Annotated in this window: 21 protein-coding genes; 9 read left to right on the top strand and 12 right to left on the bottom strand. The window is 70.3% G+C overall.

The window, feature by feature from the left end; genetic code table 11:
* On the bottom strand, positions 1-183 hold a 183-nt coding region (locus Vau01_RS23020; protein ID WP_203996201.1), incomplete at its 3' end, for a hypothetical protein.
* A 1,083-nt stretch (positions 184-1,266) separates the two neighbouring features.
* On the opposite strand from Vau01_RS23020, the gene Vau01_RS23015 reads away from it, so the two are divergent.
* Entirely contained in the window at positions 1,267-1,872 is a 606-nt protein-coding gene (locus Vau01_RS23015) for a LuxR C-terminal-related transcriptional regulator (protein WP_203996200.1), read from the top strand.
* Between the two features lie 118 nt (positions 1,873-1,990).
* Positions 1,991-2,860 (top strand): hypothetical protein, encoded by an 870-nt coding sequence (locus tag Vau01_RS23010; protein ID WP_203996199.1) that lies wholly within the window; start codon positions 1,991-1,993, stop codon positions 2,858-2,860.
* A gap of 18 nt (positions 2,861-2,878) precedes the next feature.
* Here Vau01_RS23010 and Vau01_RS23005 read toward each other — a convergent pair whose 3' ends face one another.
* The gene (locus Vau01_RS23005) at positions 2,879-3,433 is read right to left on the bottom strand and encodes a GNAT family N-acetyltransferase (RefSeq protein ID WP_203996198.1); all 555 of its coding nucleotides are present in this window, start codon (positions 3,431-3,433) and stop codon (positions 2,879-2,881) included.
* A gap of 23 nt (positions 3,434-3,456) precedes the next feature.
* On the opposite strand from Vau01_RS23005, the gene Vau01_RS23000 reads away from it, so the two are divergent.
* A complete protein-coding gene (locus tag Vau01_RS23000; protein ID WP_203996197.1) occupies positions 3,457-4,458 on the top strand; it encodes an NAD-dependent epimerase/dehydratase family protein in 1,002 nt (333 codons plus the stop codon).
* Positions 4,459-4,474: 16 nt separating this feature from the next.
* On the opposite strand, the gene Vau01_RS22995 is transcribed toward Vau01_RS23000, so the two are convergent.
* The 3 genes from Vau01_RS22995 to Vau01_RS22985 are packed head-to-tail and all read right to left on the bottom strand — an operon-like array spanning position 4,475 to position 6,895.
* Complete coding sequence (locus Vau01_RS22995) at positions 4,475-5,251, bottom strand: MBL fold metallo-hydrolase (RefSeq protein ID WP_239151786.1); 777 nt, start codon at positions 5,249-5,251, stop codon at positions 4,475-4,477.
* A 19-nt stretch (positions 5,252-5,270) separates the two neighbouring features.
* On the bottom strand, positions 5,271-6,068 hold the full coding sequence (locus Vau01_RS22990; RefSeq protein ID WP_203996188.1) for an alpha/beta hydrolase: 798 nt from the start codon (positions 6,066-6,068) through the stop codon (positions 5,271-5,273).
* The gene (locus Vau01_RS22985; RefSeq protein WP_203996186.1) at positions 6,065-6,895 is read right to left on the bottom strand and encodes an alpha/beta fold hydrolase; all 831 of its coding nucleotides are present in this window, start codon (positions 6,893-6,895) and stop codon (positions 6,065-6,067) included. Before Vau01_RS22985 ends, Vau01_RS22990 begins: the two co-directional genes overlap by 4 nt.
* Before the next feature lie 137 nt (positions 6,896-7,032).
* Here Vau01_RS22985 and Vau01_RS22980 point away from each other — a divergent pair, with 137 nt between their 5' ends.
* On the top strand, positions 7,033-9,771 hold the full coding sequence (locus Vau01_RS22980) for an ATP-binding protein (protein ID WP_203996184.1): 2,739 nt from the start codon (positions 7,033-7,035) through the stop codon (positions 9,769-9,771).
* On the opposite strand, the gene Vau01_RS22975 is transcribed toward Vau01_RS22980, so the two are convergent.
* The 4 genes from Vau01_RS22975 to Vau01_RS22960 form a co-directional block, all read right to left on the bottom strand.
* Positions 9,772-10,701, bottom strand: coding sequence for a 2OG-Fe(II) oxygenase family protein (locus Vau01_RS22975; RefSeq protein ID WP_203996183.1), 930 nt, complete (start codon positions 10,699-10,701; stop codon positions 9,772-9,774).
* A 31-nt stretch (positions 10,702-10,732) separates the two neighbouring features.
* Positions 10,733-12,037: an extracellular catalytic domain type 1 short-chain-length polyhydroxyalkanoate depolymerase gene (locus Vau01_RS22970; protein ID WP_203996182.1), complete on the bottom strand. Its 1,305-nt coding sequence runs from the start codon at positions 12,035-12,037 to the stop codon at positions 10,733-10,735.
* Positions 12,038-12,062: 25 nt separating this feature from the next.
* A complete protein-coding gene (locus tag Vau01_RS22965; RefSeq protein WP_203996181.1) occupies positions 12,063-13,385 on the bottom strand; it encodes a glycoside hydrolase family 6 protein in 1,323 nt (440 codons plus the stop codon).
* 96 nt (positions 13,386-13,481) lie between these two features.
* Positions 13,482-14,825 (bottom strand): glycoside hydrolase family 10 protein, encoded by a 1,344-nt coding sequence (locus Vau01_RS22960; protein WP_203996180.1) that lies wholly within the window; start codon positions 14,823-14,825, stop codon positions 13,482-13,484.
* 332 nt (positions 14,826-15,157) lie between these two features.
* On the opposite strand from Vau01_RS22960, the gene Vau01_RS22955 reads away from it, so the two are divergent.
* The 3 genes from Vau01_RS22955 to Vau01_RS22945 all read left to right on the top strand — a co-directional run bounded on the left by Vau01_RS22955 (position 15,158) and on the right by Vau01_RS22945 (position 19,851).
* Positions 15,158-15,925 (top strand): IclR family transcriptional regulator, encoded by a 768-nt coding sequence (locus Vau01_RS22955; protein ID WP_203996179.1) that lies wholly within the window; start codon positions 15,158-15,160, stop codon positions 15,923-15,925.
* Between the two features lie 498 nt (positions 15,926-16,423).
* Positions 16,424-17,854, top strand: coding sequence for an extracellular solute-binding protein (locus Vau01_RS22950; RefSeq protein ID WP_203996178.1), 1,431 nt, complete (start codon positions 16,424-16,426; stop codon positions 17,852-17,854).
* Entirely contained in the window at positions 17,851-19,851 is a 2,001-nt protein-coding gene (locus Vau01_RS22945) for an ABC transporter permease (RefSeq protein WP_203996171.1), read from the top strand. Before Vau01_RS22950 ends, Vau01_RS22945 begins: the two co-directional genes overlap by 4 nt.
* On the opposite strand, the gene Vau01_RS22940 is transcribed toward Vau01_RS22945, so the two are convergent.
* Complete coding sequence (locus Vau01_RS22940) at positions 19,841-20,044, bottom strand: hypothetical protein (protein ID WP_203996169.1); 204 nt, start codon at positions 20,042-20,044, stop codon at positions 19,841-19,843. The genes Vau01_RS22945 and Vau01_RS22940 overlap by 11 nt on opposite strands.
* A gap of 92 nt (positions 20,045-20,136) precedes the next feature.
* Here Vau01_RS22940 and Vau01_RS22935 point away from each other — a divergent pair, with 92 nt between their 5' ends.
* Entirely contained in the window at positions 20,137-20,778 is a 642-nt protein-coding gene (locus Vau01_RS22935) for a CGNR zinc finger domain-containing protein (RefSeq protein WP_203996168.1), read from the top strand.
* A gap of 11 nt (positions 20,779-20,789) precedes the next feature.
* Here the strand turns inward: Vau01_RS22935 and Vau01_RS22930 are convergent, their stop codons facing one another.
* Both Vau01_RS22930 and Vau01_RS22925 read right to left on the bottom strand, forming a co-directional pair.
* Positions 20,790-21,824 carry a LacI family DNA-binding transcriptional regulator gene (locus Vau01_RS22930; protein ID WP_203996165.1) on the bottom strand — a complete coding sequence of 345 codons (1,035 nt, stop codon included), beginning with the start codon at positions 21,822-21,824 and terminating at the stop codon, positions 20,790-20,792.
* A gap of 55 nt (positions 21,825-21,879) precedes the next feature.
* Positions 21,880-23,469, bottom strand: coding sequence for a glycoside hydrolase family 27 protein (locus tag Vau01_RS22925; RefSeq protein ID WP_239151790.1), 1,590 nt, complete (start codon positions 23,467-23,469; stop codon positions 21,880-21,882).
* Positions 23,470-23,857: 388 nt separating this feature from the next.
* On the opposite strand from Vau01_RS22925, the gene Vau01_RS22920 reads away from it, so the two are divergent.
* A complete protein-coding gene (locus Vau01_RS22920) occupies positions 23,858-25,168 on the top strand; it encodes a CE1 family esterase (RefSeq protein ID WP_203996163.1) in 1,311 nt (436 codons plus the stop codon).
* The last annotated feature ends 8 nt before the right edge of the window (positions 25,169-25,176 follow it).

Below are 25,176 nucleotides of genomic sequence, written 5' to 3'. Positions count from 1 at the left end.
GATGTCCCCGCCGTCAACATCCCCGCCGTCGATGTCCCCACCCTCGACGACCCCACCGTCAACGCCCCCGACATTCAACTGCCGGCGACCGAGCTGCCCACCGTCAAGCTGCCCAGCGTTCAACAGCCCAGCGTCGAACTGCCAAGCGTCGAACCACCCGGTGTTGAACTGCCCCGCCTTCAATTGCCTAGCGTCGAACTGCCGGCGACCGAACTGCCCAGCGTTGAACTGCCGAGCGTTGAACTACCTGGCGTTGACCTACCCGGTGTTGGGCTACCCGGTGTCAAGCTCCCAAGCGTTGGACTGCCCAGCCTTCAACTGCCCGGTGTTCAACTGCCAGCGGCCGGGCTGCCCGGCGTTCAGCTCCCTGGCGTTCAACTGCCCAGCGTCGAGCTACCTGGTGTCGAACTGCCCGCCGTCGAACTGCCCGCCGTCGAACTACCCGCCGTCGAACTACCTGGCGTCCAACTGCCGGCGACCGAACTGCCCGGCGTTCAACTGCCCGGCCTCGAACTACCCGGTGTTCAACTGCCCGGCGTCCAACTGCCCGGCGTCCAACTGCCCGGCGTCCAACTGCCCGGCGTCCAGCTGCCGGCGACCGAACTGCCTGGCGTTCGACGGCCCGGGTTGGCGGTTCCGCCGGCAGGTGGTTCGGGTACCGGCGTGCAGCCGGGGGTCACGGTGCCGGGTGGGTCGGGCACGGATGGGGGTGCGGCTCCGGTCGTCCCGTCGGGAAGTGAACCGTCCGCGACGCCGGTTTCTCCCGACCAGAATCGTGCCGGAGTCTCCGCTGCCGGGACGGAGATTCCGGCGGAGACTCCGCCCGCCGGCCGCTGGCTGATCGTCATGTCGGTTTGCGGGCCGGATGCTGCGCCGGTCGCGGCCACGGGCCACAGCGGCGGAACGAGCGTCGGCGGATCCGTGCCGGCACCCGCCGCCCCGACCCGGCTGCCCGGGCGGCTTCCGCATGCGGACGCACTGGCGGGGACCTCGAGTGGCGGGGACCGTTCGGCGTCCGCCTGGGCCGTCACCCCGCCCGGGCGGGGTGCGGATGAACTCGTCTCGGGCCTTGGCGTCCATTGTCCCGGATTCGGCTCGGGCCGGAACCCTGATGGGCCGGCCCCTTCCGGTTAGTCCTCATTTTGGCTGTCGGCGACCATGTCCGACGGCCGCACGGCACCACGTTTGTCGATTCGCGGTTCGCGTCCGGCGGTTCGCCGCACGCCGAGCTGTGTCGAACCGTGTGAATTTTCGGAGGACTGACCCTTGACACGCATTCTGTTGATTGCCGAAATCCGTCTGTTACGAAGTGCCATCGCCACTGTGGTCTCGTTCGAGGACGACCTGGAGGTGGTGGCGGATGCCACCTGCTCCGCCGTGACCGCCGCGCTGGTACGCAAGGTCCGCCCGGACATCGCGGTCGTCGAAATGGACACCCGTGGCGGTTGCGGGCTCACCGCCGTCCGCACGATCAGCGAGCACGGCGCGGACTGCTGCGTCATCGCATTGATCGATGCCACCGCGTCCGCCACGCTGCAGCGCGCTCTCGGTTCCCAGGTTCACGGGTTCCTGAGCCCGGACTGCAACATACGGGAACTGATCGACGCGATCAGGCGGGTGGCGGCCGGGGAACGCTTCATCGAACCCGGTATCGCGATCGCCGCGCTCGGTGCGCCGGGCAACCCGTTCACCCCACGGGAGGCCGACGTCCTGCGCATGGTGGCCGACGGCATGTCGACCACCGAGATCGCCGCGGCGTTGTTCCTCACGGCGGGCACGATCCGGAACTACCTGTCGAACATCGAGCGGAAGGTGGGTGCCCGCAGCCGGCTGGAAGCGGTACGCAACGCCGTCGAGGCCGGCTGGCTCTGACGATCGCCTGAACGGCGGCCCTTCCGGTCACCGCGCCGGAAGGGCCGTGACGTCGGGTACCTTGGCGGCGTCCACGTTCGGGTGGCGGACCCCGGTTCGGGAAGGCGCGGGAGAAGCGGTGCGGATTCCCAGGTTCTGGGCGGTGGCCGAAGGCACGGGCACCGGTCAGCAGGGGCAACAGTTGTTCCGGCGGGTGTGGGGATGGTCCATGTCGTCCGCCACCGAGGCACTCGACATGGCACACGAGCAACTGCGATCCGCCCTGACCCGGGTCGGGGTCGGCACCCGCGTGGGCGGCTACTACCCACGAACGCCGCTTCGGGAGCCGATCCTGGACGAACTCGTCCTCGACGGGGAGCAGGTTCTCGCGGTCACCCGCAACCGGTACGGCGCCGAGGTTCTCAACACCGACCGCGTCCTGATCGCCGACGTCGACCTGCCGGAGATGCGTGAGCCGACGGCCGGCGGCCTGCTGCGACGGTTGTTCCAGCGGCGTGCGGCCGAAACCGGTCCCGCGGCGGAGCCGCCGTTGGTGGTCGAACGCCTCGTCACGATCGGCGGCTGGGCGCGCGCCAACCCCGGGCTCGGCGTTGTCGTCTACCGCACCGCGTCCGGGCTGCGGGTGTTCGTCACCGGTGTCGAGGAGCCCACGGCGTCGGCCCGTGGTGGGCAGATTCTCGCCGAACTCGGCGCCGACCCGGTCTACCGTGAACTGTGCCGTGCACACGGCACGTTCCGCGCCCGCCTCACACCCAAGCCATGGCGCCTACCCGGCACCAAGGCGCCGAACGAACGCTGGCCGTACGCCGACGGCAACGCCGAGCGACGTTTCCAGCATTGGTTGGCCCGGTACGAAGCCGCCGCCGCGGGATACGCGGTGTGCCGGCTGCTCGCGGTTCACGGTCCCGCACCGTCCACAGTGGACGAACAGATCATCCGACTCCACGACGAACGTACCGGGGTGCAGACCACCCGCCCACTCGCCTGAAGACCGGCTCGGGTGGGGTCAGGTCGCCGGGTGAGCGGGCAACGGGGTGACGGCGGGTGCGGGGTCGTCGCGCAGCCGGCTGTACAGGTATCCGTCGCGCCACGCCCCGGCCCGGAACTCACACGCCCGCACCACGCCCTCGAGCTGGAAGCCGGCTTTCACCAGGGACTTCTGCTCGGCGACGTTCTCGGCGTGGGTACCGGCCTGGATCCGCTGCGCCGGGCTGTGGCTGAACAGGTAGTCGGTCAGCAACGCCTGGGCCCGCCAGCCGACGCCCTTGCCGCGCCACTCCGGTAGCAGCACGATGCCGATCTCCCAGTACCTGGCCATGCCGCTGTAGACCCCCTGGTGGTAGCCCACGAACCCGCACGCCTGCTCCCGCACGTCGACGACGAGCCGGCCGTCGTCCTCGCCGAGGTATCCGTCCTGGGCGAACCGACGGCCCGGCTGTTGCGCGTCCTTGAACCCGGACCAGTCCGGCCCGATGAGGAACGGCTCCGTCAGGAACCGCCGGAACATCTCCAGATCCGACTCGATGACCGGCCGCAGCCGAACTTCGTCCCCGTCAGTCATGCGACCGACACTAACGTGGGGGCATGACTGCTCTGAAGGTTCTGTTCGTCGGCGGCAGCGGCATCATCAGCTCGGCCTGTTCCCGGCTCGCCGTCGCACACGGTATCGATCTCCACCTGCTCAAGCGGAGCAACGGTGGACCGCGCCCGGTGCCCGCCGGCGCCACCGTGCTGCGCGGCGACATCCGTGACCCGGCCTCGGTCAAGGACGCGCTCGGGGGACTCGAGTTCGACGCGGTCGTCGACTGGGTGGCGTTCACCCCGGAGCACGTCCAGACCGACATCGACCTCTTTCGCGCCCGTACGGGGCAGTACGTCTTCATCAGCTCGGCATCGGCCTACCAGACCCCGCCGGCGCGGGTCCCGGTCGTGGAGTCCACACCGCTGAGGAACCCGCACTGGCGGTACTCCCGCGACAAGATCGCCTGCGAGGACCTCCTCGTCGCCGCGTACCGGGCGGAGGGCTTCCCCGCGACGATCGTCCGGCCCTCCCACACGTACGACCGGACGCTGGTGCCGCTCGACGGCGGCTGGACGGCGATGGCCCGGATGCGTCAGAACAAGGAGGTCGTGGTGCACGGCGACGGGACGTCGTTGTGGACGCTGACCCACCACGAGGACTTCGCCAAGGGCTTCGTGCCGCTGCTCGGTCACCCCCGCACGCTCGGCGAAGCGTTCCACATCACCTCCGACGACGCACCGACCTGGAACCAGATCGTCGAAGCCCTCGCCGCGGCGGCCGGCGTCACGCCCCGCATCGTGCACGTACCGTCCGACGCCATCGCCGCCGCCGACCCCGAGTGGGGCGCGGGACTCCTCGGCGACAAGGCCCACTCCATGATCTTCGACAACGCGAAGCTCCGCTCGGTCGTGCCCGGTTACACCGCGACGATCCCGTTCCACCAGGGCGCCCGGGAGATCGTCGCCTGGCACGACGAGGATCCCGCGCGGCAGGTCGTCGACGAGCGTCTCGACGCGGTGATGGACCAACTGATCGCGACGTACCGGCAGTCCCCCGCCGCGTGACGAGCCGTTTCTTGTCTCAGGTCCGCAGGTCGGTCGGGGTGCCGATCGGTAGCCAGCGGATCCGGTCGCGGATGTCGGGTGGCGCGGTGGCGAACTCGCGCTCGATGGCGGCGCGGCGTTGCCGGAAGTGTTTCCAGCCTTCGTAGTGCACGGGCACGACGGTGTGCGGGCGGACCCGGCCGATCAGGGTGACCGCGTCACGGGCGGTCATGGTGTAGCGGATCGGACCGGTGACGGGGAACCGGACGCCGCCGAGGTGCAGCAGGGCCAGCCCGATCGGAACACGGTCGGCGACCTGCCGTACGCCGCCGTACAGGACGGTGTCGCCGGAGATCCACAGGGCGCCGTGCCGTTGTCCGTCCCAGCTCAGGGCGAACCCGACGACGTCGCCGACGATGGGCCGGCTCAACGGCGGGCCGTGCCGGCACGGGGTGGCGGTGACCGTGATCGCCGGCCGGCCCGGACCGTCCAGTGTGGTGGTCGCCCACGGCGCGAGACCGCGGGCGCCGCCGCCGAGCCGGACCGCACCCGACTCGGTGGTGACCACGACCCCGGCCGACGGGAGCAACCCGCGGCCGGCGTCGTCGAGATTGTCGCCGTGGTGGTCGTGGGTCAGCAGGACCGCGTCGATCGGTCCGAGCGCGTCCACGGCGAGCGCCGGGTCGGTGAGCTTGCGCGACGAGGTGCCCCAGCCGAACGCGTAGGTGCGCCCGGCCGGGTCGAACGTCGGATCGGTCAGCAGCCGCCAGCCGGCCACCTCGATGAGCGCGGTCGGCCCACCGATGTGGGTCACGCGCACATCGGCGGGCCCCTCAGCGGGCATGGGTCAGGGCCCAGTCGAGGACCTCGTCGGCGATCTTCTCCCAGCCGCTCTGGGCCGGCAGCAGGTGGGCGTACCCCTCGTACTCCTTGACCTCGGTGACGGTGTTCGACTTGTAGTGCTTGGCGTTCGACTTCTGGATCGCCGGCGGCATGATGTGGTCCTCGCTTCCGGAGACGAACAACAGCGGCGCCCGGTCGTCGTTGTGGTAGTCAACCCACGTGTCCTGGTGGCCGGGCTGGAAGTTGGCCAGCACGCTACCCCAGAGGATGCCGCCGTTCGCCGGAATGTGGTACCGCTCGTACAGCGCCAGCGACTCGTCCTCGGTGAACGTGTTCGTGAACGCGTACGTCCACTCCGCCAACGACAGCCCGACCGCCTTGTGCCTGTTGGCCGGGCTCTTCAACACCGGGAACGTGGACTTCACCTGCGACAGCGGCACCACCCGCACGCCTTCGGTCGGAGCCGAGTTCAGCGCGACACCGGCCGCGCCGAACCCGTGGTCGAGCAGGATCTGGGTGAACGCGCCACCCGCCGAGTGCCCCATGATGATCGGCTGCTTGTCGAGCTCGCGGATGATCCCCTCGATCTTCGCGATGATCGCGGGCACGGTGACGTCGACGATGATCTCCGGGTTGTCCCGGAGCGCCTCCACCTCGACCTCGAAGCCCGGGTAGCCGGGAGCGAGCACCCGGAAACCCTTCGCCTCGTAGTGCGTGATCCAGTTCTCCCAGCTGCGGGGCGTCACCCAGAAGCCGTGGACGAGAACGATCGTGTCGGGCGTGGTCATGGCCAACTCCTCAGAAACGTGAGCAGGTCGTCGGACAACTGCTGCTTGTGTGTGTCGGTGATGCCGTGCGGCGCGCCCGCGTAGACGGTCAACGTCGCATCCTGAATGCGGGCGGCCGATGCCTTCCCGCCCACCTCGAACGGAACGATCTGGTCGTCGTCGCCGTGGATGACGAGGGTGGGAACGTCGAAGGCCCGCAGATCCGGACGGAAGTCGGTGGCCGAGAACGCGGCGATCGACTCGTACGCGTTCCGGTGCCCGGCCTGCAGGCCCTGCCGCCAGAACGCGTCCCGCACGCCCTGGGACACGTTCGCACCGGGGCGGTTGAGACCGAAGAACGGCCCGTCGGCGAGGTCCCGATAGAGCTGCGAGCGGTCGGCCACCGAGCCGGCCCGGATCGCGTCGAAGACCGCCACCGGCAGGCCGCCGGGGTTGTCCTCGGTCTGGAGCAGCAGCGGCGGTACAGCGGAGACAAGCACCGCCTGGGCGACGCGGGCCGTGCCGCGCCGGCCGATGTAGCGGGCTATCTCGCCGCCACCGGTGGAGAACCCGACCAGCGTGACGTCGCGAAGGTCGAGGGACTCGATGACGGCGGCCAGGTCGTCGGCGTACGTGTTCATCTCGTTGCCGCCCCACGTCTGTGTGGAACGACCGTGGCCACGCCGGTCGTGGGCGATCGCGCGGTAGCCGTTCTCGGCCAGGAAGAGCTGCTGCGATTCCCAGCTGTCGGAGTTGAGCGGCCAGCCGTGGCTGAGCACGACCGGCCGCCCCTCACCCCAGTCCTTGTAGAAGATCCGGGTGCCGTCGGCGGCGGACACGAACGACATGGCGTCACTTCCCGTCTACGAACGTCGCCCGATTCTCGGGCGCGCCCGGCCCGCCTCGAATCCCGTATCGCGTAGTCGTCCCGGGACCGCGTGGCGCTCGCGTCGCGCGCCGCACCAGGTCGTTTACGCTGACCCGCGTGCTCGTGGGGCGGAATGCGGAGATCACGGCGCTCACGTCGGTGGTGCAGGCGGCCCGCGACGGGTTGAGCGGAGTCCTGGTGGTGCGCGGCGATGCCGGCATCGGCAAGACGGTCCTGCTGGAGCACGTGGCGGCCGCTGCCGACGGCCTGCGCGTGCTGCGGGTCGCCGGTGTCGGTGCGGAGTCGGGGCTGCCGTTCGCCGGGCTGCATCGGCTGCTGCGGCCCGTGTTGCGCGAGCCGCATGAACTGCCCGCCACGCAGTCGACCGCGCTGTCGATCGCGTGCGGACTGGCCGACGGCCCGGCACCCGACCCGTACCTCGTCGGCTTCGCCACGCTGTCGCTGCTGTCGACGGTCGCCGCGCGGACGCCGCTGCTGTGCTGCGTCGACGACGCGCATCGGCTGGACGCGGAGTCGGTGTCGGCGCTGGCGTTCGTGGCCCGACGCATCCACGCCGACCGGGTCGGCATGGTGTTCGCCGTACGCACCGGCGCCGAGCAACCGCCCGTGCTGGACGCCCTGCCGGTGCTGGCGCTGGCGGGCCTGACCCGCGAGCCCGCCCTCGCTCTGCTGCGCTCGGCCGTCGACGGGCCGCTCGATCCGGGGGTGGCCGACCGGATCGTCGCGGCGACCGGCGGCAATCCCCTCGCGCTCACCGATCTGGCGGCCGAGCTGTCCGGCGCGGAACTGGCCGGACACCGCCTCCTGCCGGATCCGCCGCCGCTGGGCGGCCGCCTGGAGGCGCATTACCTGCGCCGGGTCGAGCGCCTGCCGGCGGCCACCCGCACCTGGCTGCTGCTGGCCGCCGCCGAACCCGGCGGAGACCTCTCCGTCGTCAGTGCCGCGGCCGCCGCGCTCGGAATCGGGACGGACGCCGCCGACCCGGCCGAGCGGGCCGGACTGGTGGTGGTCCGGCAGGACGTCCGGTTCCGGCATCCCCTCGTCCGGTCCGCCGTGTACGCGGGAGCCGGTGGGACGGAACGGCGGGCCGCGCACCGGGCACTGGCGGACGCGACGATCCAGCCCGCCGACCGCGACCTGCGCGCCTGGCACCTCGCCGCCGGCGCCACCGGCCCGGACGAGGACGTCGCCGCCGGACTGCTCGCCACCGCCCGGCGGGCCGGCGACCGCGGCGGACATGCCACACGCACCGCGTTCCTGCTGCGGGCGGCCGAGCTCAGCCCGCCCGGGACGGTGCGTACCGGACGGGTCATCGACGCCGCCGAGTCCGCCCTGCTGAGCGGCGCGGCGGTGCAGGCGCGGTCGCTGCTGGACGGCCTGCACCCCGACCACATCGACGCGGCCGACCGGGGCCGGGCCATCGCCGTGCGGGCCGGCGTGCTGACCTACCTCGGCGAGCCGGACACCCAGCCGCGACTGGCGGCAGTATGGCTGACCGCCGCACTCGCGTTCCGCGACCACGACCCGGCCCGCGCCCGGGACGCGCTGCTGCGGGCCTTCGAACAGGCGCTGAACGCCGAGCAACGCATGCGGGACGTCACGCTCGACGACCTGGCCGCGCAGGTCGACGCGCTGGTTCCGGAGCCCGGACGGTCCACAGTGGACCTGCTGCTGCGCGGGCTCGGCACGATGGTGACCGAGGGACACCGGGCCGCACTGCCCCGGATCCGGCAGGCGGTCGCCGCCGTGGCCGACCCATCGACGCCGGACGACGAATTCCTGCGCAACTGGCTGCCGGCGGTGTACTCCTGCACGACCATCATGGAGGACCGGGTCCGCGACCGCATTCTCGAACGCGCGTCGGACGTCGCCCGTCGCACCGGCGCGCTCGGAGTCCTCGACGTCATCTGCTACAGCCGCTCGTTGACCGAGGCCATCTACGGCGAACTGGCCGACGCCGAGACGTTCCTGATGGAGCTGACCGAGGCCCGTTCCGGTATCGGCGCCACCCCCGCGCACTGGGAGGTGCTCCGCTCCCCCGAGCTGGTGGCCTGGCGGGGTGAACCGGGCGCCCGCGAGCACATCCAGCTCATCCTCGAGGCGTCCGGCCAGCTCGGTCTCGGCGCCAGCGAGTCGACCGCGTGGATCGGTCTCGCCGTCCTGGCCATCTCGCGGGGCGACTACGCCGAGGCGGTCGGGATCCTGCGGCGGCTCGTCGACCAGGACCGCACGCATGTGCACAGCCGGCTGCTGCCCGAACTCGTCGAGGCGGCGATGCGCTCCGGTGACCGGCTGCTCGCCGAACGGGCCCTGGCCCGGCTCGCCGAACGGACCGACGACGGCGCCTCGCCGTACGTGACCGGCCTGTACAGCCGGTCCCGCGCGCTGCTCGCGTCCGATGACAAGGCCGAGCCGCTGTACCGCGACGCCATCCACGACCTCGCGCTGACCCGGTCACGGTCCGATCTGGCCCGGGCCCATCTCCTTCTGGGCGAGTGGTTGCGTCGCCGCAAGCGCCGCCGCGACGCCCGGGTCGCGTTGCTGACGGCGCTGGAGATGTTCGAGCGGATGGGCGCCGCCGGTTTCGCCGAACGGGCCCGGCGGGAGCTGCGGGCCACCGGCGAGACCGCCCGCAGCCGCACGGTTCCGCCGACCGGCGAGCTGACCGCGCAGGAACGGGCGGTCGCCCAACTGGCCCGCGACGGCGCCACGAACGCCGAGATCGCCCAACATCTGTTCATCAGCGCCGCCACCGTCGACTACCACCTGCGCAAGGTGTTCCGCAAGCTCGGCGTCACCTCGCGACGCCAACTGGACCGGGCGTTGCCGCACTAGTCAGTGCGCCTTGCCGGCGAGCCGGCGCTCCTCCTCCGCCAGTCGCTGCCGTTGGATCGCCACCCGCGGCGGCACCAGCCCCTGGCGCTCGGCAGCCGGGGCGAACTCGAAGCGCGGCCGGTCGAGCGCGCGCAGCACGGCCCGTTCGACGAGGGAGAACTCGCCCGGATCGGGCCGGTCGAACCGCATCGGCTCGGCCAGGGTCAGCGGTGGATTGGTGATGATCCGGGGCAGGCGGAGCACGTTCTGTGACTTGGCGTGCAGGATGTAGGGGTGCAGGAGGTAGACGTCGCCGGCTTCGCCGGTGGCTTCGACGAACTCCCGGCACGGGGCGGCCAGGTCGGCGAAGGACAACACCGGTGCGTCGTCGACGCCCGGCGGCTGCGGGAAGGGATACGCCCCTTCCGGATGGGCGGCGAGGAACCGGGCGACCGGGCCGACCGAGTCGGCCGCGACGAACGTCGCGCCGCCCCGGGGCCGGACGTCCGACCACAGCACGAGGGTCAGCAGGCCCTGCTCCGGCGAGTCGAGGAAGTGCCGGAAGAAGTCGCCGTCCTTGTGCCAGCCGGGCGAGGCCGGCGTGGCGGGCGCCCACGGCTCGTCGGCGCCCTGCCACAGGTTGACGATGAACCCGTCGTTCCACACGTACGGCCGGTCGGTGCTGATCCGCTCCTCGCCGCCGACCAGGTCGCACACCGCGCCCCACGCCTTCGGCGCGAAGTCGCGGACGTCGAGCCTGCGCCGACCGGCCAGGTGGACCACCGGCTCGGCCCAGGTCGACGGGTCGTCGGCGGCATACCCCAGCCGGTCCCAGACCGGTCGGGTGAACTCCTCCGCCGCCCGGCGGGAGAAGCACCCCCGCACCGCGACGAAGCCCGTGGTCAGGAACTGATCGACGTCACCTTCCGAAAGCACCTGGAACCGGGACATCACCATGGCCTCCTGCCACCCGGGGTGTGGATCAGTTGCACACCGCGCCGTTGAGCAGGAACCGGGTCGGTGCGGTGTTGCTTCCACTGTAGGTGGCCTGGAAGCCGAAGCTGACGTTCTGGCCCGCGGCGATGGTGGCGTTCCACGCGGCGTTGCGGGCGGTCACGTCGGCGCCGCTCTGGCTGACGGTGGCGTTCCAGCCGTTGGTCACCCGCTGGTTGCCGGGCCAGGTCCATTGCAGGGTCCATCCGTTGATGGCCGCGCCGGCGGTATTGGTGACGGTGACCGTCGCGGTGAAGCCGTTGGACCACGAGTCCGCCTGGTACCCGACACGGCAGGCGGCGGTCCCCGGCGAGCCGGACGAGGCCGACGGTGACGACGGTGACGGCGACCCGGGCGTGGACCGGTCGAGCCCGAAGAACTGGATCGCCGCCGCCGCCATGCCACCCATCGGCAGGCTGTGCCCGGCGCCCTGGATGCTGTACGCCTCCACCTGCACCGTTCCCGAGGTGTCGGCGTAGCGGCGCCGGTTCCAGTTGGCCTGCGGCGTGTCCGTCGCGGTCGGCGTCTGGCTGAGGCCGAACACGTTCGTCCACTGCTCGATCGCCTCCTGCAGAAGCGAATAGGGGACGAGGGTGTCGTTGGTTCCGTGCCACAACTGCACGCGGGGACGGGCACCGGCGTAGCCCGGGTACGCCTGGCGCACCGCGTCGCCCCATTCCTGGGGTGTGCGGTTCATGCTGCCGCCGGTGCACCGGCTGGACGAGGGCGGGAAGTCCGCCGCGTTGGCGAAACACGTGAACGGGACGCCCATGAACGCCGCTCCGGCCTTGAACACGTCCGGATACAGCGCGAGCAGCGCGTTGGTCATCATGCCGCCGGACGAGCTGCCGGTGGCGAACACCCGCTGCGGATCGCCGCCGTACTGCCGTTGCGCGTACGTGATCATCGACATGATCGACATCGGGTCGCTGCCGCCGCCGCGTCGCTTGGACGCGTCGGACCACACGTCGAAGCAGTTGCCGAAGCCGGCCTGCTGCGTCGCCGTCGGGTAGATGACGACGAAGCCGTACCGGTCGGCCAGCGAGGCGAACTCGCTACCCGAGTAGAAGCCCGGGCCCGAACCGCCGCAGCCGTGCATCGCGACCACGATCGCGGGGTTGCCCGGGCGGGTGTCCGGCACGTAGACGTGCATGCGCATGCCGCCCGGGTTGGTGCCGAAGTTCGTCACCTCGACGAGCGACGCGGCGGCGGCCGGTGGCGACAGCGCCACCCAGCCGACCGCGACGGACACGGTGAGAGTGAGGGCCGTGAGGGCCGCTCGGAATCGTTTCATGGCGACCTCCTTGAGCGACCGGGGTTCACGGGCTGGTGCAGGTGAGCGTCGGGATCGAGTTGGCGCCGCTCCACGTCCCGTTGAAGCCGAACGTGGTCGAGGCGCCGCCGCCCAGCGAGCCGTTGTGGGACACGTTGCGCACGGCGTGCGAGGCGCCGCTCGGCGAGTCGGCTCCGTTCCAGATCTGGCCGATGGTCTGGCCGTTGGCGAACGTCCACCGCACGGTCCAGCCGGTGATCGCCGAACTGCCGGCCTGCACGGTGACCGTGGCGCCGAAGCCGGTGTTCCACTGGCTGTCGATCCGGTACGTCGCCGAGCAGGCGCCCGGCTGGGTGTTCGGCGACGAGCTGCTCGACTGCGTCGGATCCGGTGGTGTGACGCCGTTGGCGAGGCTGTAGGCCAGCTGCGGCTGGAAACTGCCGGCCTGGTACGCGCATCCGTCGGCCTCACCCGGTGGTTTCACCCACAGGTATCCGTCGATGTTGGAGTCGCCGGTGTTCAGTGTCGGGTAGCGGCCGATGCGCCGGTCGGTGTTGTCGTCGCCGCACCAGTCGCCGGCGGCGCCGCCGTTGCGGCTGGTGTCGATGATCTGCCGCTTACCGGAGACCCCGGCGCCGTTGAGGGCGGAGATGATCTGCCGGCCGTAGTTGGCCTCGTTGTTTGTCGGGTTGTAGTTCGACACGTTGGTGTAGAAGCCGTCGGCGTACTGGATGCCGGCCGCCCGCAGCCGGTTGGCCTGCTCCGAGGCGGAGTTCCAGGTGGAGTGGCCGCCGTCGAGATACACCTTCGCGTTCGCGTTCGCCGCCTTGATCGTGCGCACGGCCTGGCTCAGCGCGGCGTTACGGGCGGCCAACGCCTGCTGGTCCAGACACGTCTGCAACGCGATCGAGTCGGTCTCCAGAATGACCACGACCACGCGGTTGCCCAGGCCACGGGAGAAGTTACCCACCCACGTCTGGTACTGGTTGAGATCCGGCGCGCCACCGGCACTCGCGCCACCACAGTCCCGGTTGGTGATCTGGTAGATCGACATCACCGGTACCTGATTCGCCGCGTTGGCCGCGCCCACGAACGACGCCGCCTCCTGCTGCGCCGTCGACAGGTTGAAGTTGGCGAACCAGCGTGCCTGGGGCTGGCTGGCGATGTTGGTGCGGATCACCGCGGCGCGCGAGTCACCGCCGTTGGCGGCGACCCACCGAACCACGTTGGAGTCGGGGTCGCGGTAGAGCGTGCCGGACAGCGAGCCGGCCGACGCCGACCCGCTGCCGAGCCAGACGCCGGCCGCGGCGACCGCCACGACACCGGCGGCGAGTATCGGCGCCACACGGCGGGGTACACGGGTGAACATGGTCCTGCCTCCTGGGGGTGGAGAGACGGGCGGAGATGCATCGGTTGCCGGGCGGTCGAAACGGCACCCGGCAACCGTGCGTCCTGGGGTCCGGGCTCAGGCGGTCCGGCAGCTGACGGCGGGTCGGGCACCGCTGTTGCCGTTCATCATCGTGGTGAAACCGAAGCTGTTCCCGGACCCGTTGGGTCGTGCCGTCATCACGAACCCGGTGCTGTCCCACGAGAAGCTGCCGCTCCACGTCGTGGAGACCCGTTGCGGCGACGTGAGGGTCACCGTCACGATCCAGTTGTTGGTTCCGGTGACGTTCACCGTCGTGTTGTAACGGTCGCCCCAGACCTGGCCGGGAACAACGGTCGCGGTGCAACTGCCGCCGTTGCCGGGGCCCGAACTCGACGGCGAGGCGCTCGACGGGGGCGGGCTCGACGGGTCGGTCGGCGTGCCCTCGTTCAGCGCACTGAGCACCGAGTTGTACGCGGACTTCTTGTTGCCGTTGCCGTCGAACAGCAACGGGGACTCGTTGCTGCGCCACGAATCGCTGTCCCGCACGCCCCACACCGTGATGCCGTTGCAGCGCGCGACCGCGTAGCAGTCGCGGACGGTGTTCGCGTAGGCGGTCGCGTTGGCGTTGGTGATGTCGAGTTCGGTGATCTGCACGTCGACGCCGAGCGCCGCGAAACTCGACAACGTGGTGCGGTAGTTGCTCGGATAGGACGAGCCACCGGTGAAGTGCGACTGCAGTCCGACACAGTCGATCGGGACGCCGCGCGACTTGAAGTCGCGCACCATGTTGTACACGGCCTGCGTCTTGGCGTCGTTCCAGTTGTCGGTGTTGTAGTCGTTGTAGCAGAGCTTCGCGTTCGGGTCGGCCGACCGCGCGGCCCGGAACGCGGCCTCGATCCAGTCGTTTCCGGTGCGCTGCAGGTTCGAATCGCGTCGCGAGCCGCGCCCGTCGTCGGCGAACGCCTCGTTGACCACGTCCCAGGAGTAGATCCTGCCGCGGAAGTGGGTGGCGACCTGGGTGACGTGGTTGAGCATGGCGTTGCGCAGCGTCGATCCGCTCATGCCGTTGGTCCAGCCGGGCTGCTGCGCGTGCCAGGCCAGGGCATGTCCGCGCACCCGGATACCGCGCGAGGACGCGAAGCTGACGATCTGCTCGGCATTGCCGTACTGGAAGTTGTTCTGCGACGGTTCGGTCGTGTCCCACTTCATTTCGTTCTCGGGGGTGATCATATTGAATTCGCGGCCGGCGATGGTGCTGTACTGGCTGTTGCTGAGCCTGCCGGCGGCGATCGCGGTTCCGAAGTACCGGCCGTGTTCGGCGGCCGAGGCGCCGAGCGTGCTGGCCGCCGACGCGGTGCCGGTGAACGCCACGGCGATGGCGGCGGCGGCAACAGCGACGGCGCCCACAGCGAGCACGACGCGCGTTCTGCGAACGGACATGTAGAGCCTTTCTCAACGCGGGGGGAACATCCACGACCGGGTGGCGGGCGGTCGTGGACGCGCACTGGGAGTGCACGAAGCGTCGCATCGGCCTCGATGGGCGTCAATACGTTTCGGAGAAGTTTCGGGTGCGGGATCACGTCTTCGGTCAATGTAAGACCGAAAGTTTCGACCTGAGACGTTCCATCCGTTCGCGCCTGACAACGGCGTCGCGCGGGCGATGTGCTCGCGAAACGTCGGTCGTTCCGGCAGAGAAATTTCGCAGAAGCGGTGGGGCCGATCGGTCCCCGCCCGGGGCAGCGCTCGCGATGCCGGGGCTATCCTCCCGGACTATGCCCCGCGTGGTACCCGCCGTCACCCGCGCCCTCGACATCCTCGAACTGTTCCTCGATCACCCCCCGCTCTCCGCGCGCGAGATCACCGAGCGGCTCGGACTGCCCCGCACCACCGTCCACGAATTGCTCGTGACGCTCGTCGCCCGCTCGTACCTGATCTCCGTGCCGGGCCAGCCGGCCCGGTTCCGGCTCGGCATGCCGGTTCTCCAGCTCGGTGCCGCGTTCGCCGGGCAGCTCGACCTGGTGCGCGAGGCGCAGGACGTGGCTCAGGACGTCGCCGCCGCGTGCGACGAGGCCGTGCACGTCGCCGTGCTGAACGGCACCGACGTGATCTACCTGGTGAAGGTGGACAGCACGCACCCCGTGCGGATGGTGTCGGCGGTCGGGCGGCGGCTGCCCGCGCACTGCACGGCCGTCGGCAAGATATTGCTGTCCAGCCTCGACCCCACCGACCTCGACACCCGGCTGCCGGACGGCGACCTGCCCGGGATGACGCCCGACAGCATCACCGACGTCGGCCGCCTGCGCGCCGAACTCGACCGCGTCCGCGCGGCCGGCGTCGCGGTCGACGACGGCGAGTCCGACAGCGCGGTCCGCTGCGTCGGGGCGCCGGTCCGGGACCACACCGGTGCGACCGTCGCCGCGATGAGCGTCTCCGCGCCGATCATCCGGTGGGCGCCCGCGTCACACGCGGAGTGGACGCGGCTGGTCCGCGAGGGTGCCGCCACGCTCTCGACCCGGCTGGGGTACCGGACGCCGGCCTGACCCCCGCCCTCCCGCGGTGCCGCCCCGGCACCCCGTCACCGGCATTGACACCTCTCACTCGGTCCTCTACCGTCGCGACCACTTGGACCGAGATCTCGAACGCTGTTCGAAATATCGAACAGGGTCGGGACACCCGCGCATGACGCCGTGCACGCATGCACGCGCGTCAATGTTTGTTGTTTGTTTTCCGACCGCCGGTAATTCTTTGATCCTCGCCCGTCGAATGTGGTCACGTTCGAAGTATTGACCCACGCAGTTCGCTCGTCGTAGCGTGCGGCACACGCGAAATCTATCGTTCTGAGCCGTTCGAAAGTTTCGCATTTCCGAGCCCATGAGATTCACGCAGACCGCTGATCCGTCATTCATTTCCTGACGTATTCAATGCCTTGGCCGGCGCCGCGGCGGTCGGGCTGACCCGCAGTTCTCAACCGGGAGCGCCACGCTTCCCGGCCCTTGCAGCATGCATCGGGTCGAACGAGAAAAAGGAGGCGAACGGCCATGGAAGGCAACCCGTTGTGGACCCGGCGCGGCTTTCTCGGCATGGGGGCGGGGGTGCTCGGCGCCGCCGGCCTGGCCGCGTGCGGGGACGGCTCACCCTCGACCCCCAAGGTGCAGGCCGAGGTTCCGCAGGAGCTGCTCGACGCCGCGTCGTCGATGAAGGGCTCGTCGATGGGACTGCTGTCGCAGAAGCTGTATTCGGAGGCGGCGAACGCGGCCCTCGACGCGTCGGTCAAGAAGTTCGCCGACGTCACCGGGACGAAGATCGACAACAGTCTCGTCCAGGCCGACGCCGGTGACGTGGTGGCCAAGATAGACGCCGAGGTGAAGGGTGGCGTGGCCCGTGACCTCGCCTTCATGACCGACTCGCGGTTCGTCGCGCAGTTCCAGGCGCTGGGCGACCTGGAGGACGTGTCCGACGTCGTACAGGCGTTGACGAAGAAGTACGGCGAGCCCACCGCGGAGTCCAAGAACTTCTGCGTCTTCAACGGCAAATGGTTCGCCATCCCCTACCACTTCATCGGGATCGGCTCGTTCCTGCGCAAGGACTGGATGCAGGACAAGGGCATCACCCCCAAGGAGATCTACACCTGGGAGGAGTTGCGGGACCTGTGCCTGGCGATCTCCGACCCGTCCAAGCGCCGCTTCGGCTGGGGCATGACCGTGAACCGGTCCGGCGACGCCAACGGCATGATCGAGGCGCTGATCAACGCCTACGGCGGATCGATCGCCTCCAACGACGGCAAGAAGGTCACGTTCGATTCCCCCGAGACCGTGCAGGCCGTGTCGTTCCTGGGTGACATCTACACCAACCCGAAGTTCAAGCCGATGCTGCCGCCGGGGGTGGCCGCCTGGACCGACTCCAGCAACAACGAGAACTGGCTGGCCGGGATTCTCGGATACACGCGCAACCAGTTCAGCGTGTACGCGGATTCGAAGACCAAGAAGAACCCCGTCTACGAGAACACCTACGTCTTCTCCGACTGCATCGGACCGGCGACCGACAAGCCGCTGCTGCTCGGTCAGTCGCAGGGTTTCGTCATCTTCAAGGGCGCCAAGAACGCCCCGCTCGCCAAACTCCTGGCGCAGTACCTGATCACCGCGCCCGCACTGCTCGGCGTCGCGAAGGAGGCGCCCGGCCTGGCGCTGCCGGCCTGGGAGAAGGTCTGGGACGCCGACCCGTTCTTCACCAGCGGCGACCCGGCGTTCCCCATCATGCGCAAGATCACCGAGCAGTCGTTGCCGCTCTCGACGAAGAACGGCCTGGACTTTCCGCAGAAGGCCAGCGCCGGCCAACAGGCCGCCGTCGGCGCCTACGTGCTCACCGACATGATGCAGCAGGTCATCCAGGGAACAGCGCCCGCGAAGGCCGTGCAGGCCGCCCACCAGAAGATGGTGGGGATCTTCACCCAGCAGGGGCTGCCGCAGTGACATCGGTCCGTTCGGCGCCGGCCCCGGTGGCGAAGGCGCCCGCGCCGTCCGGGTCCGGCTCCCTCACCCCGACCCAGCGGCGGCTGGGCCGCGACTGGCGGCTGGCGGCGCTGTTCCTGACGCCCACGGCCGTGCTGGTCGGTGCGCTCGTCCTCGTACCGATCGCCCGGTCGATCATCACCAGCACCACCGAACGGCACGGGCCGGACAGCGTCTTCGTCGGGCTCGACAACTACACCTCTCTCGTCGGCGACGAGCAGTTCCGCACCGGCGTGATGAACTCGTTCGTCTTCACCGCCTACGCCGAGATCTTCAAGGTCGTGCTGGGCCTGTCGGCGGCCCTGCTGCTGCACCACCGGCGCCGGGGCCGGGCCGTGCTGGCCGGGCTGCTCCTGCTGCCGTGGGTGGTGCCGACCGTGGTGACGGCGTTCAGCTGGCGCTCGCTGCTCGACCCGATCTTCGGCAGCGTCAACCTGCTGCTCACCGAGTCGGGCATCGGGCCGCTGCTGGCCGACCTGCATCTGGTCGACAGCTGGCCGGCCGGCTGGCTGTCCGACCCGTCGCTGGCCATGCCGTCGGTGATCATGGTCAACGTGTGGAAGGGGGTGCCGTTCTTCACCATCGCGTTCCTCGCGGGGCTGAAGTCCATCCCGGCCGACCGGTACGAAGCGGCCACCGTCGACGGCGCCTCGGCGTGGCAGCGGTTCGTCCACGTGACGCTGCCCGGACTGCGTCACGTGATCACCGTGACCGTGACCCTGTCGTCGATCTGGACGTTCAACAACTTCGACCTCATCTGGTTGCTGACCCAGGGCGGCCCCGGCGACGCGACCGCGCCGTACGTGCTGGTCGCCTACTCCAAGGCCATCCTGCAACTGCAGTACGGGGCGGGGGCGGCGGTCACGCTCGTCATGCTGCCGGTCATCGCCGCGCTCGTGTTCTTCCTCGTCCGGTTGCTGCGCCGCGACGCCGACACCGAGCCGCACCGGCCGCCCACGGCGGCGCGCAAGGCGCTGCCGTGGGTCGTCACCGCCGTGGTCACCGGGCTGCTGGCCTGGGCGTCACCGCACATCTTCTGGAAGGCGGCGGTGATCCTCGGGGTGATCCTGCTGATCGCGGCCGCGATCGGCCGGACGGTCTCGGCGCTGCAGACCTGGGGCCGACGCCGGGCGTCGACCGTGGTGTCGCGGCTGGGATCCGCCCTCGCGCTGGCCGGGTTGCTCTTCTTCGTGCTGGCCCCGCTGTACTGGATCGTCGTCACGGCGTTCAAGTCCGAGGGCCAGATCGTCATGCGCACCGACGACCTCTGGCCGACGCCGTGGACCCTGCAGCAGTTCACCGACCTGTTCGCCACCAAGCCCTTCGGCCGCTGGTACCTCAACACGCTGCTGGTGTCGGTGGCGTCCACGGTGGTGGCGCTGGTGTGCGCGGCCCTGGCCGGCTACGCGCTGGCCCGGTTGCGGTTCCGCGGGGCGCAGAGTTTCACCGTCACGGTGCTGCTCACCTACGTGATGCCGGGCGCGCTGCTGTTCATCCCGCTCTACCAGCTGCTCATCGGCGTGCGGCTCACCGACTCGCTGTGGTCCCTGGTGGTGACGTACCCGACCTTCACGCTCCCCTTCGCCACCTGGCTGCTGACGGGGTACTTCGCCTCGATCCCCGTCGAGTTGGAGGAGGCCGCGCTGGTCGACGGCTGCACCCGCATCCAGGCGTTGCGCCGGGTGGTGCTGCCGCTGGCCCGGCCGGGCCTGCTGGCCGTGGCGATGTTCACCCTGACCAACGCCTGGAACGAGTTCCTCTTCGCCTTCGTGTTCATCACGAAGGACGAGTACAAGACGCTCCCCGTGGGGATGCAGTCGATGATCGTCGGAGACGTCGTGCCGCAGGGGCAGTTGGCCGTGGCGTCGCTGCTCGTGAGCGTCCCCGTGGTGGTCATGTACGCCTTCGGGCAGCGCTTCCTGACCGAAGGGCTCACCGCGGGCGCCGTCAAAGGCTGACCTCCACCCCCGCCCGGGTGTCGATCGGGCCGATCCGGTCGGCCAGCCGACGCAGCACACCGGCGGTCCCCGCGCGCACCGATCCCGGCCGGGGCCGACGGTCGGGGATCGCCGGCGCGTGCGGCAGGGCCGACCGCGACAGGTCGCTCGTGCGCTGCACGCCGAAGCGCCCGATGGCGTCGTTGATGAACATCGCTCCTCCTCGTGCTGCCAGCTAAACTCTCTTTGGTGGAAGCATAGCCGGTTTGCTGCCGGCAAAACAGGTTTTGGTGGTGGCAGAACGAGATGAACGACGCGACCCTCGCCCGCAACGGCGGAGCACTGTGCCTGGACTACATCAACACTGTGGCGCCCCGGACCGGCCCGGTGGACCTGGAATGGCTCAACACGTATCCCGACCTGGTGCGGTGGGCCCGCGACGGCGACCTCGTCGACGACGCGGCGGCGAGTGGCCTGCTACGCGCGGCCGCCGCCCGTCCCGCGGCGGCGCGGGTCGCCTTCCGGACCGCCATCGACCTGCGCGAAGGGCTGTACCGGCTGTTCGCCGCGATCGTCGACAACACCGCGCCGGCCGACGCGGACCTCGAGGTGCTGCGGCACGCCTTCGCGACGGCCACCCGGCACGGCCGGCTGCTCCCCCACGCCGGTGGTTTCGGCTGGAACTGGGACGCCGCGGCCGGCACGGAACCGGACCTGCTGGACCGACCCTGGTGGCCGGTCGCCGCCTCGGCGATGGAACTGCTCACCCACGGCCCCCTCGACCGGATCAAGCAGTGCCCCACCGACGGAGGCTGCTCGTGGCTGTTCCTCGACGCCACCAGGAACCGCAGCCGCCGGTGGTGCAGCATGGACGACTGCGGCGGCCACAACAAGGCCCGCCGACAGACCGACCAGCGGCGGGAAGCCCGCCGACGCACCCGCGTCTGAGCTCAGCGGGTTCAGTGGCGCGGCGCGGCGGTACTCCCCCGCACGACGAGAATCGTGTCGAGTTCGTGCCGGTGCCGGGTCGGCTGCTGGCCGGCGGCGAGCGCCAACGCGAGCCGGGCGGCGGTCGCGCCCATCTGTGCGAACTGCTGCCGCACGGTGGTCAACGGCGGCGCGGCCCACGCGGCCTGGTCGACGTCGTCGAACCCGACGACGCTGAGGTCGTCGGGGATTCGTAGGCCGGCCCGGCGGGCCGCTTCGTAGACGCCCAGGGCCTGCAGGTCGTCGCCGCACACGATCGCCGTCGGCCGCTGCGGCCGCGCCAGCAGTTCCGCGCCGAGACGCAGCCCGTCGTCGACGGTGAACACGCCCCGCCGTTCGAGGTCCTCGTCCGGCGCGATGCCGGCATGGTCGAGCGCCGCCCGCACGCCGTCGAGCCGGGCCCGGGCCGACAGGTCGCGGACCGGGCCGGTCAACACGCCGATCCGGCGGTGTCCGAGGTCGAGCAGGTGACGGACGGCCGTGAGCGCCCCGCTCCAGTTGTTCGACCCGACGACCGGGGTGAACAACTCACCGACCGGGTCGATCGCCACCAGCGCGATGCCGGCGGCGGCCAGTCGCTCACTGTGCTCGGCGGTGGCCATCGAGCACACCGTGATGACGGCCGTGGGCCGCCGGCGCAGCAGCGCCTCGACCCAGGGCAGATCGGCGGGCTTCTGCCGCCGCACGTCGGTGAACCCGACGGTGCAGTCGCGCGCGCCGACCTCCTCCGCCACCCCGCGCAGGATGTCGACGGCGATCGAGCCGAGCATGTTGTCGAACACGACCTCGACGCAGGGCGTGGCCGTGGTCGGGAGCGGCCGGCGGTATCCGTGGTCGCGCAGCAGTTCCTCCACCCGCCGCCGGGTCTCGGGGCCGACCCCGCGCCGGCCGTTGAGCACCTTCGACACGGTCGGGGGCGAGACGCCGGCGAGTTCGGCGATCGTCGTGATCGGTACGTCACCGCGGCGCGCACTGCCACGCCGTCGCGAGACTCCGCCCTCGATCACGAACGGAGTCTACGGCGGCGCCGCCCCACGCACGGGGTGCGGCGCCGCCGTGGGCCTACCGCCGGGTCCAGCGTTGGTTGGCCGCGGCGCTGCACGTCCAGAGAATGACGGTCGTGCCGTTCGCGGTGGCGGCGTTGTTGACGTCGAGGCACAGGCCGGACTGCCGGCCGCTGACGGTGCCGTCGGCGTTGAACGTCCACTGCTGGTTCGTGCCGCCGTTGCAGTCCCACAGTTGGGTCTTCGCGCCGGCCGTGGCGTTCAGCGGGGCGTCCAGGCACTTGCCGAGGGCCTGGAGCGTCTGGCCGTTGGCCGTCCAGCGCTGGTTGGCGGCGCCGTTGCAGTCCCAGATCACCGGTTGGGTGCCGTTGGCGGTGGTGCTGTTCGGGACGTCCAGGCACCGGCCGGAGGCGGCGCTGGCCAGGGCGAACGACGCGGGCGGCGGCTCGGTGCCGCCGCCGGAGACCCGGTAGACGACGGTGCCGTGCGCGGGGACGCTCGCCGAGATCGACCCGGTGGTGGTGCCGGTGGTGTTGGTCCAGGCGTCGAGGAGCGTGAACGAGGTACCCGACTTGCCGACCGCGGCGGCGGTGGTCGACACCGTCGTCGTGGCCGAGCCCTGGTTGAACAGCGCGACCGCGACGTCGCCGTTGGCGAGGCGTTTGGCGAGCACCCGCCGGGTTCCGTCGTTGGCGATCTGGGTCGCCTGCAGTGCCAGCGTGTCCTGGTTGATGGCGACGAGGTTGCGGTTGCCCAAAATCGCGAGCGTCTGCGTGGACATCGACCGCAGGTCGTTGCCGGCGATCAGCGGCGAGGCCAGCACCGCCCACAGCGCGAAGTGTGAACGCATCTCCGTGTCGGTCATCCCGCCGCGGCCGACCTCCATCATGTCGGGGTCGTTGAACTGACCCGGGCCGGCGTAGGACGCGAGCGGGACGGTCACGTTGACGATGTTCTGGATGCCCATCGGGTAGCCGTTGGTCTGGCCGGTGTCCCAGGCGTTGGTGATGTCTTCGGTGGTGCGCCACATGTTGGCGACGTCGCCCCAGTTGCGCAGCGGGCCGGTCTTGGCGTGGATGCTGTTGGGGTTGATGCTGTAGACGATCGGACGCCCGGTGGCGGCCAGGGCGTCGCGCATCTTCGCGAACGTGGCGACCTGCTGGTCGATGCTGCCGTTGGGTGAGCACCAGTCGTACTTGAGGAAGTCGACGCCCCACGCGGCGAACTGGCGGGCGTCCTGCGTCTCGTGCCCCTGGCTGCCGGTCGCGCCGGGATAGCCGCCGAAGTACTGCGCGCAGGTCCGGTCGACCGGCACCTGGTAGATGCCGAACTTGAGGTCGCGGGCGTGCAGGTAGTCGCCGAGCGCCTTCATGCCGCTCGGGAACCGGCTCGGATCGCCCTGCAGGTTGCCCGCCGAGTCACGGTTCGGGTTGAACCAGCAGTCGTCGACGACGACGTAGCGGTAGCCGAGGTCGCGCAGGCCGCTGCTGACCAGCGCGTCGGCCTCCTGGCGGATGAGCGCCTCGTTGATGTTGCAGCCGAACGTGTTCCAGGAGTTCCACCCCATCGGCGGAACGCGGGCCACGCCGTTGTTCAGCGCCATGGCGGGCTCCGCGCGGAGAGCGACGGCGCAGCCGACGAGCAGCATCGCCGCCGCGACGGCCGTCATCGTCTTCCGGAGCGAGCGGTGCATCACGACCTCCGCGAATGTTAGCGATAACATTTCGCCGCTGATGGTACGTAACGTGCTCGACACATTCAAGCCCTGCTATGGCCTGCCGTCCGCGTCGGACCTCCAGCTGAACAACGCCACTTTCGCGAAACATTGCCGACACCCCTTGACGCGTCCCGTCGCTATCGATAACAGTCCATGAGAGTCGGCTTCTCGTCCCGCCCACGCCGAGACCGCCGACAGAGGCGACCACACCCGTCGCCCACCCAGATGCTGTTAACGCTCACAATCGCACCGTCCGGGGACGGGCGTCGCTCTGCCGTCCCCGGATCACGAACTGCCAGCACACAGCCCGGAGGTTGTCATGGTGGAAACCGGATCGCGTAGGTCCCTACCCGTCCCGGCTGCGATCACCGTGCTGCTGGTGCTGGCCGTGGCCGGTGTCGTCGCGGACGGCCACCGCGGCGGCGCCGGCCACACCTCCCCTGCCGCCGACGTCGGCCCGCTGGCGGCGACGGTCGGCTGCGGCTCCGCACCGGCGCTCGCCAACGGGACGCACACCATCCAGAGCAACGGAAAGAACCGCACGTTCATCCTCCTGCTGCCCGACAACTACGACGCCAACCGGCCGTACCGGCTGGTGTTCGGGTTCCATTGGCTCAACGGCACGGCCACCGACGTCGCCACCGGACAGACCGTGCAACGCGACACGTGGGCCTACTACGGGCTGCTGCGCCTGGCGAACAACAGCACCATCTTCGTCGCGCCGCAGGGGCTCAACAACGGGTGGGGCAACGCCGGCGGCGAGGACCTGACGTTCGTCGACGACATGCTGCGCCGGCTCGAGGCCGGCCTGTGCGTCGACACCTCGCAGCGGTTCGCGCTCGGCTTCAGTTACGGCGCGGCGATGAGCTACGCCCTCGCGTGCGCCCGGCCGACCGTGTTCCGCGCCGTCGCGGTCTACTCCGGCGGGCAGCTCAGCGGCTGCTCCGGCGGCACCCAGCCGATCGCCTACTTCGCCGCGCACGGCCTGCGCGACAGCGTCCTGAGCATCTCCGGTGGCCGGTCGTTGCGCGACCGGTTCGTCCGCACCAACGGCTGCACCGCGCAGAGCCCGCCCGAACCGGCGCAGGGCAGCCTCAGCCACCGCACCACCACCTACGCGGGCTGCCGGACCGGGTACCCGGTCGTCTGGGCCGCCTTCGACGAGGGCCACATCGCGGCCCCGCAGGACGGCGCACCCGGCGACAGCGGCACCCGCACGTGGCTGCCGGCGGAGACGTGGCGCTTCTTCACCCAGTTCGACAGCACCACGCCCGAACCCAGCAGCCCGGGCAGCAGCGGTCCGTCGTCGCCGGGCGCCTGCCGGGTCGCCGCGACCGTCAACGCCTGGAACGCCGGCCTGACCGAGGACATCACGATCACCAACACCTCGACGACGACCGTGACCGGCTGGACCCTGACCTTCACCCTCCCCGGTGGTCAGACCATCACCTCCGGCTGGAACGCCGCCTACACACCGACCGCCGGCACTGTCGCCGCCACGAACCTCGGCTACAACCCGACGATCGCGCCCGGCGCCTCCATCGGGATCGGCTTCCAGGCCACCCACACCGGCAACACCGCCGAGCCGGGCTCATTCACGCTCAACGGCGCCACGTGCGCCACCGCATGACCGGGGAG

It is taken from the genome of Virgisporangium aurantiacum (assembly GCF_016863635.1).
GTDB classification, from domain to species: Bacteria; Actinomycetota; Actinomycetes; order Mycobacteriales; family Micromonosporaceae; genus Virgisporangium; species Virgisporangium aurantiacum.
The sequence above is the reverse complement of the archived record's forward strand: the minus strand, read 5'-3'. Positions and strand labels throughout refer to the sequence as shown.

Excerpts from the sequence above, each read along its gene's own strand:
- Vau01_RS23005 (WP_203996198.1), bottom strand. The coding sequence starts at position 3,433 with ATGACTGACGGGGACGAAGTTCGGCTGCGGCCGGTCATCGAGTCGGAT.
- Vau01_RS23000 (WP_203996197.1), top strand. The coding sequence starts at position 3,457 with ATGACTGCTCTGAAGGTTCTGTTCGTCGGCGGCAGCGGCATCATCAGC.
- Vau01_RS22990 (WP_203996188.1), bottom strand. The coding sequence starts at position 6,068 with ATGACCACGCCCGACACGATCGTTCTCGTCCACGGCTTCTGGGTGACG.
- Vau01_RS22985 (WP_203996186.1), bottom strand. The coding sequence starts at position 6,895 with ATGTCGTTCGTGTCCGCCGCCGACGGCACCCGGATCTTCTACAAGGAC.
- Vau01_RS22975 (WP_203996183.1), bottom strand. The coding sequence starts at position 10,701 with ATGTCCCGGTTCCAGGTGCTTTCGGAAGGTGACGTCGATCAGTTCCTG.
- Vau01_RS22970 (WP_203996182.1), bottom strand. The coding sequence starts at position 12,037 with ATGAAACGATTCCGAGCGGCCCTCACGGCCCTCACTCTCACCGTGTCC.
- Vau01_RS22965 (WP_203996181.1), bottom strand. The coding sequence starts at position 13,385 with ATGTTCACCCGTGTACCCCGCCGTGTGGCGCCGATACTCGCCGCCGGT.
- Vau01_RS22960 (WP_203996180.1), bottom strand. The coding sequence starts at position 14,825 with ATGTCCGTTCGCAGAACGCGCGTCGTGCTCGCTGTGGGCGCCGTCGCT.
- Vau01_RS22955 (WP_203996179.1), top strand. The coding sequence starts at position 15,158 with ATGCCCCGCGTGGTACCCGCCGTCACCCGCGCCCTCGACATCCTCGAA.
- Vau01_RS22950 (WP_203996178.1), top strand. The coding sequence starts at position 16,424 with ATGGAAGGCAACCCGTTGTGGACCCGGCGCGGCTTTCTCGGCATGGGG.
- Vau01_RS22940 (WP_203996169.1), bottom strand. The coding sequence starts at position 20,044 with ATGTTCATCAACGACGCCATCGGGCGCTTCGGCGTGCAGCGCACGAGC.
- Vau01_RS22935 (WP_203996168.1), top strand. The coding sequence starts at position 20,137 with ATGAACGACGCGACCCTCGCCCGCAACGGCGGAGCACTGTGCCTGGAC.
- Vau01_RS22925 (WP_239151790.1), bottom strand. The coding sequence starts at position 23,469 with ATGCTGCTCGTCGGCTGCGCCGTCGCTCTCCGCGCGGAGCCCGCCATG.
- Vau01_RS22920 (WP_203996163.1), top strand. The coding sequence starts at position 23,858 with ATGGTGGAAACCGGATCGCGTAGGTCCCTACCCGTCCCGGCTGCGATC.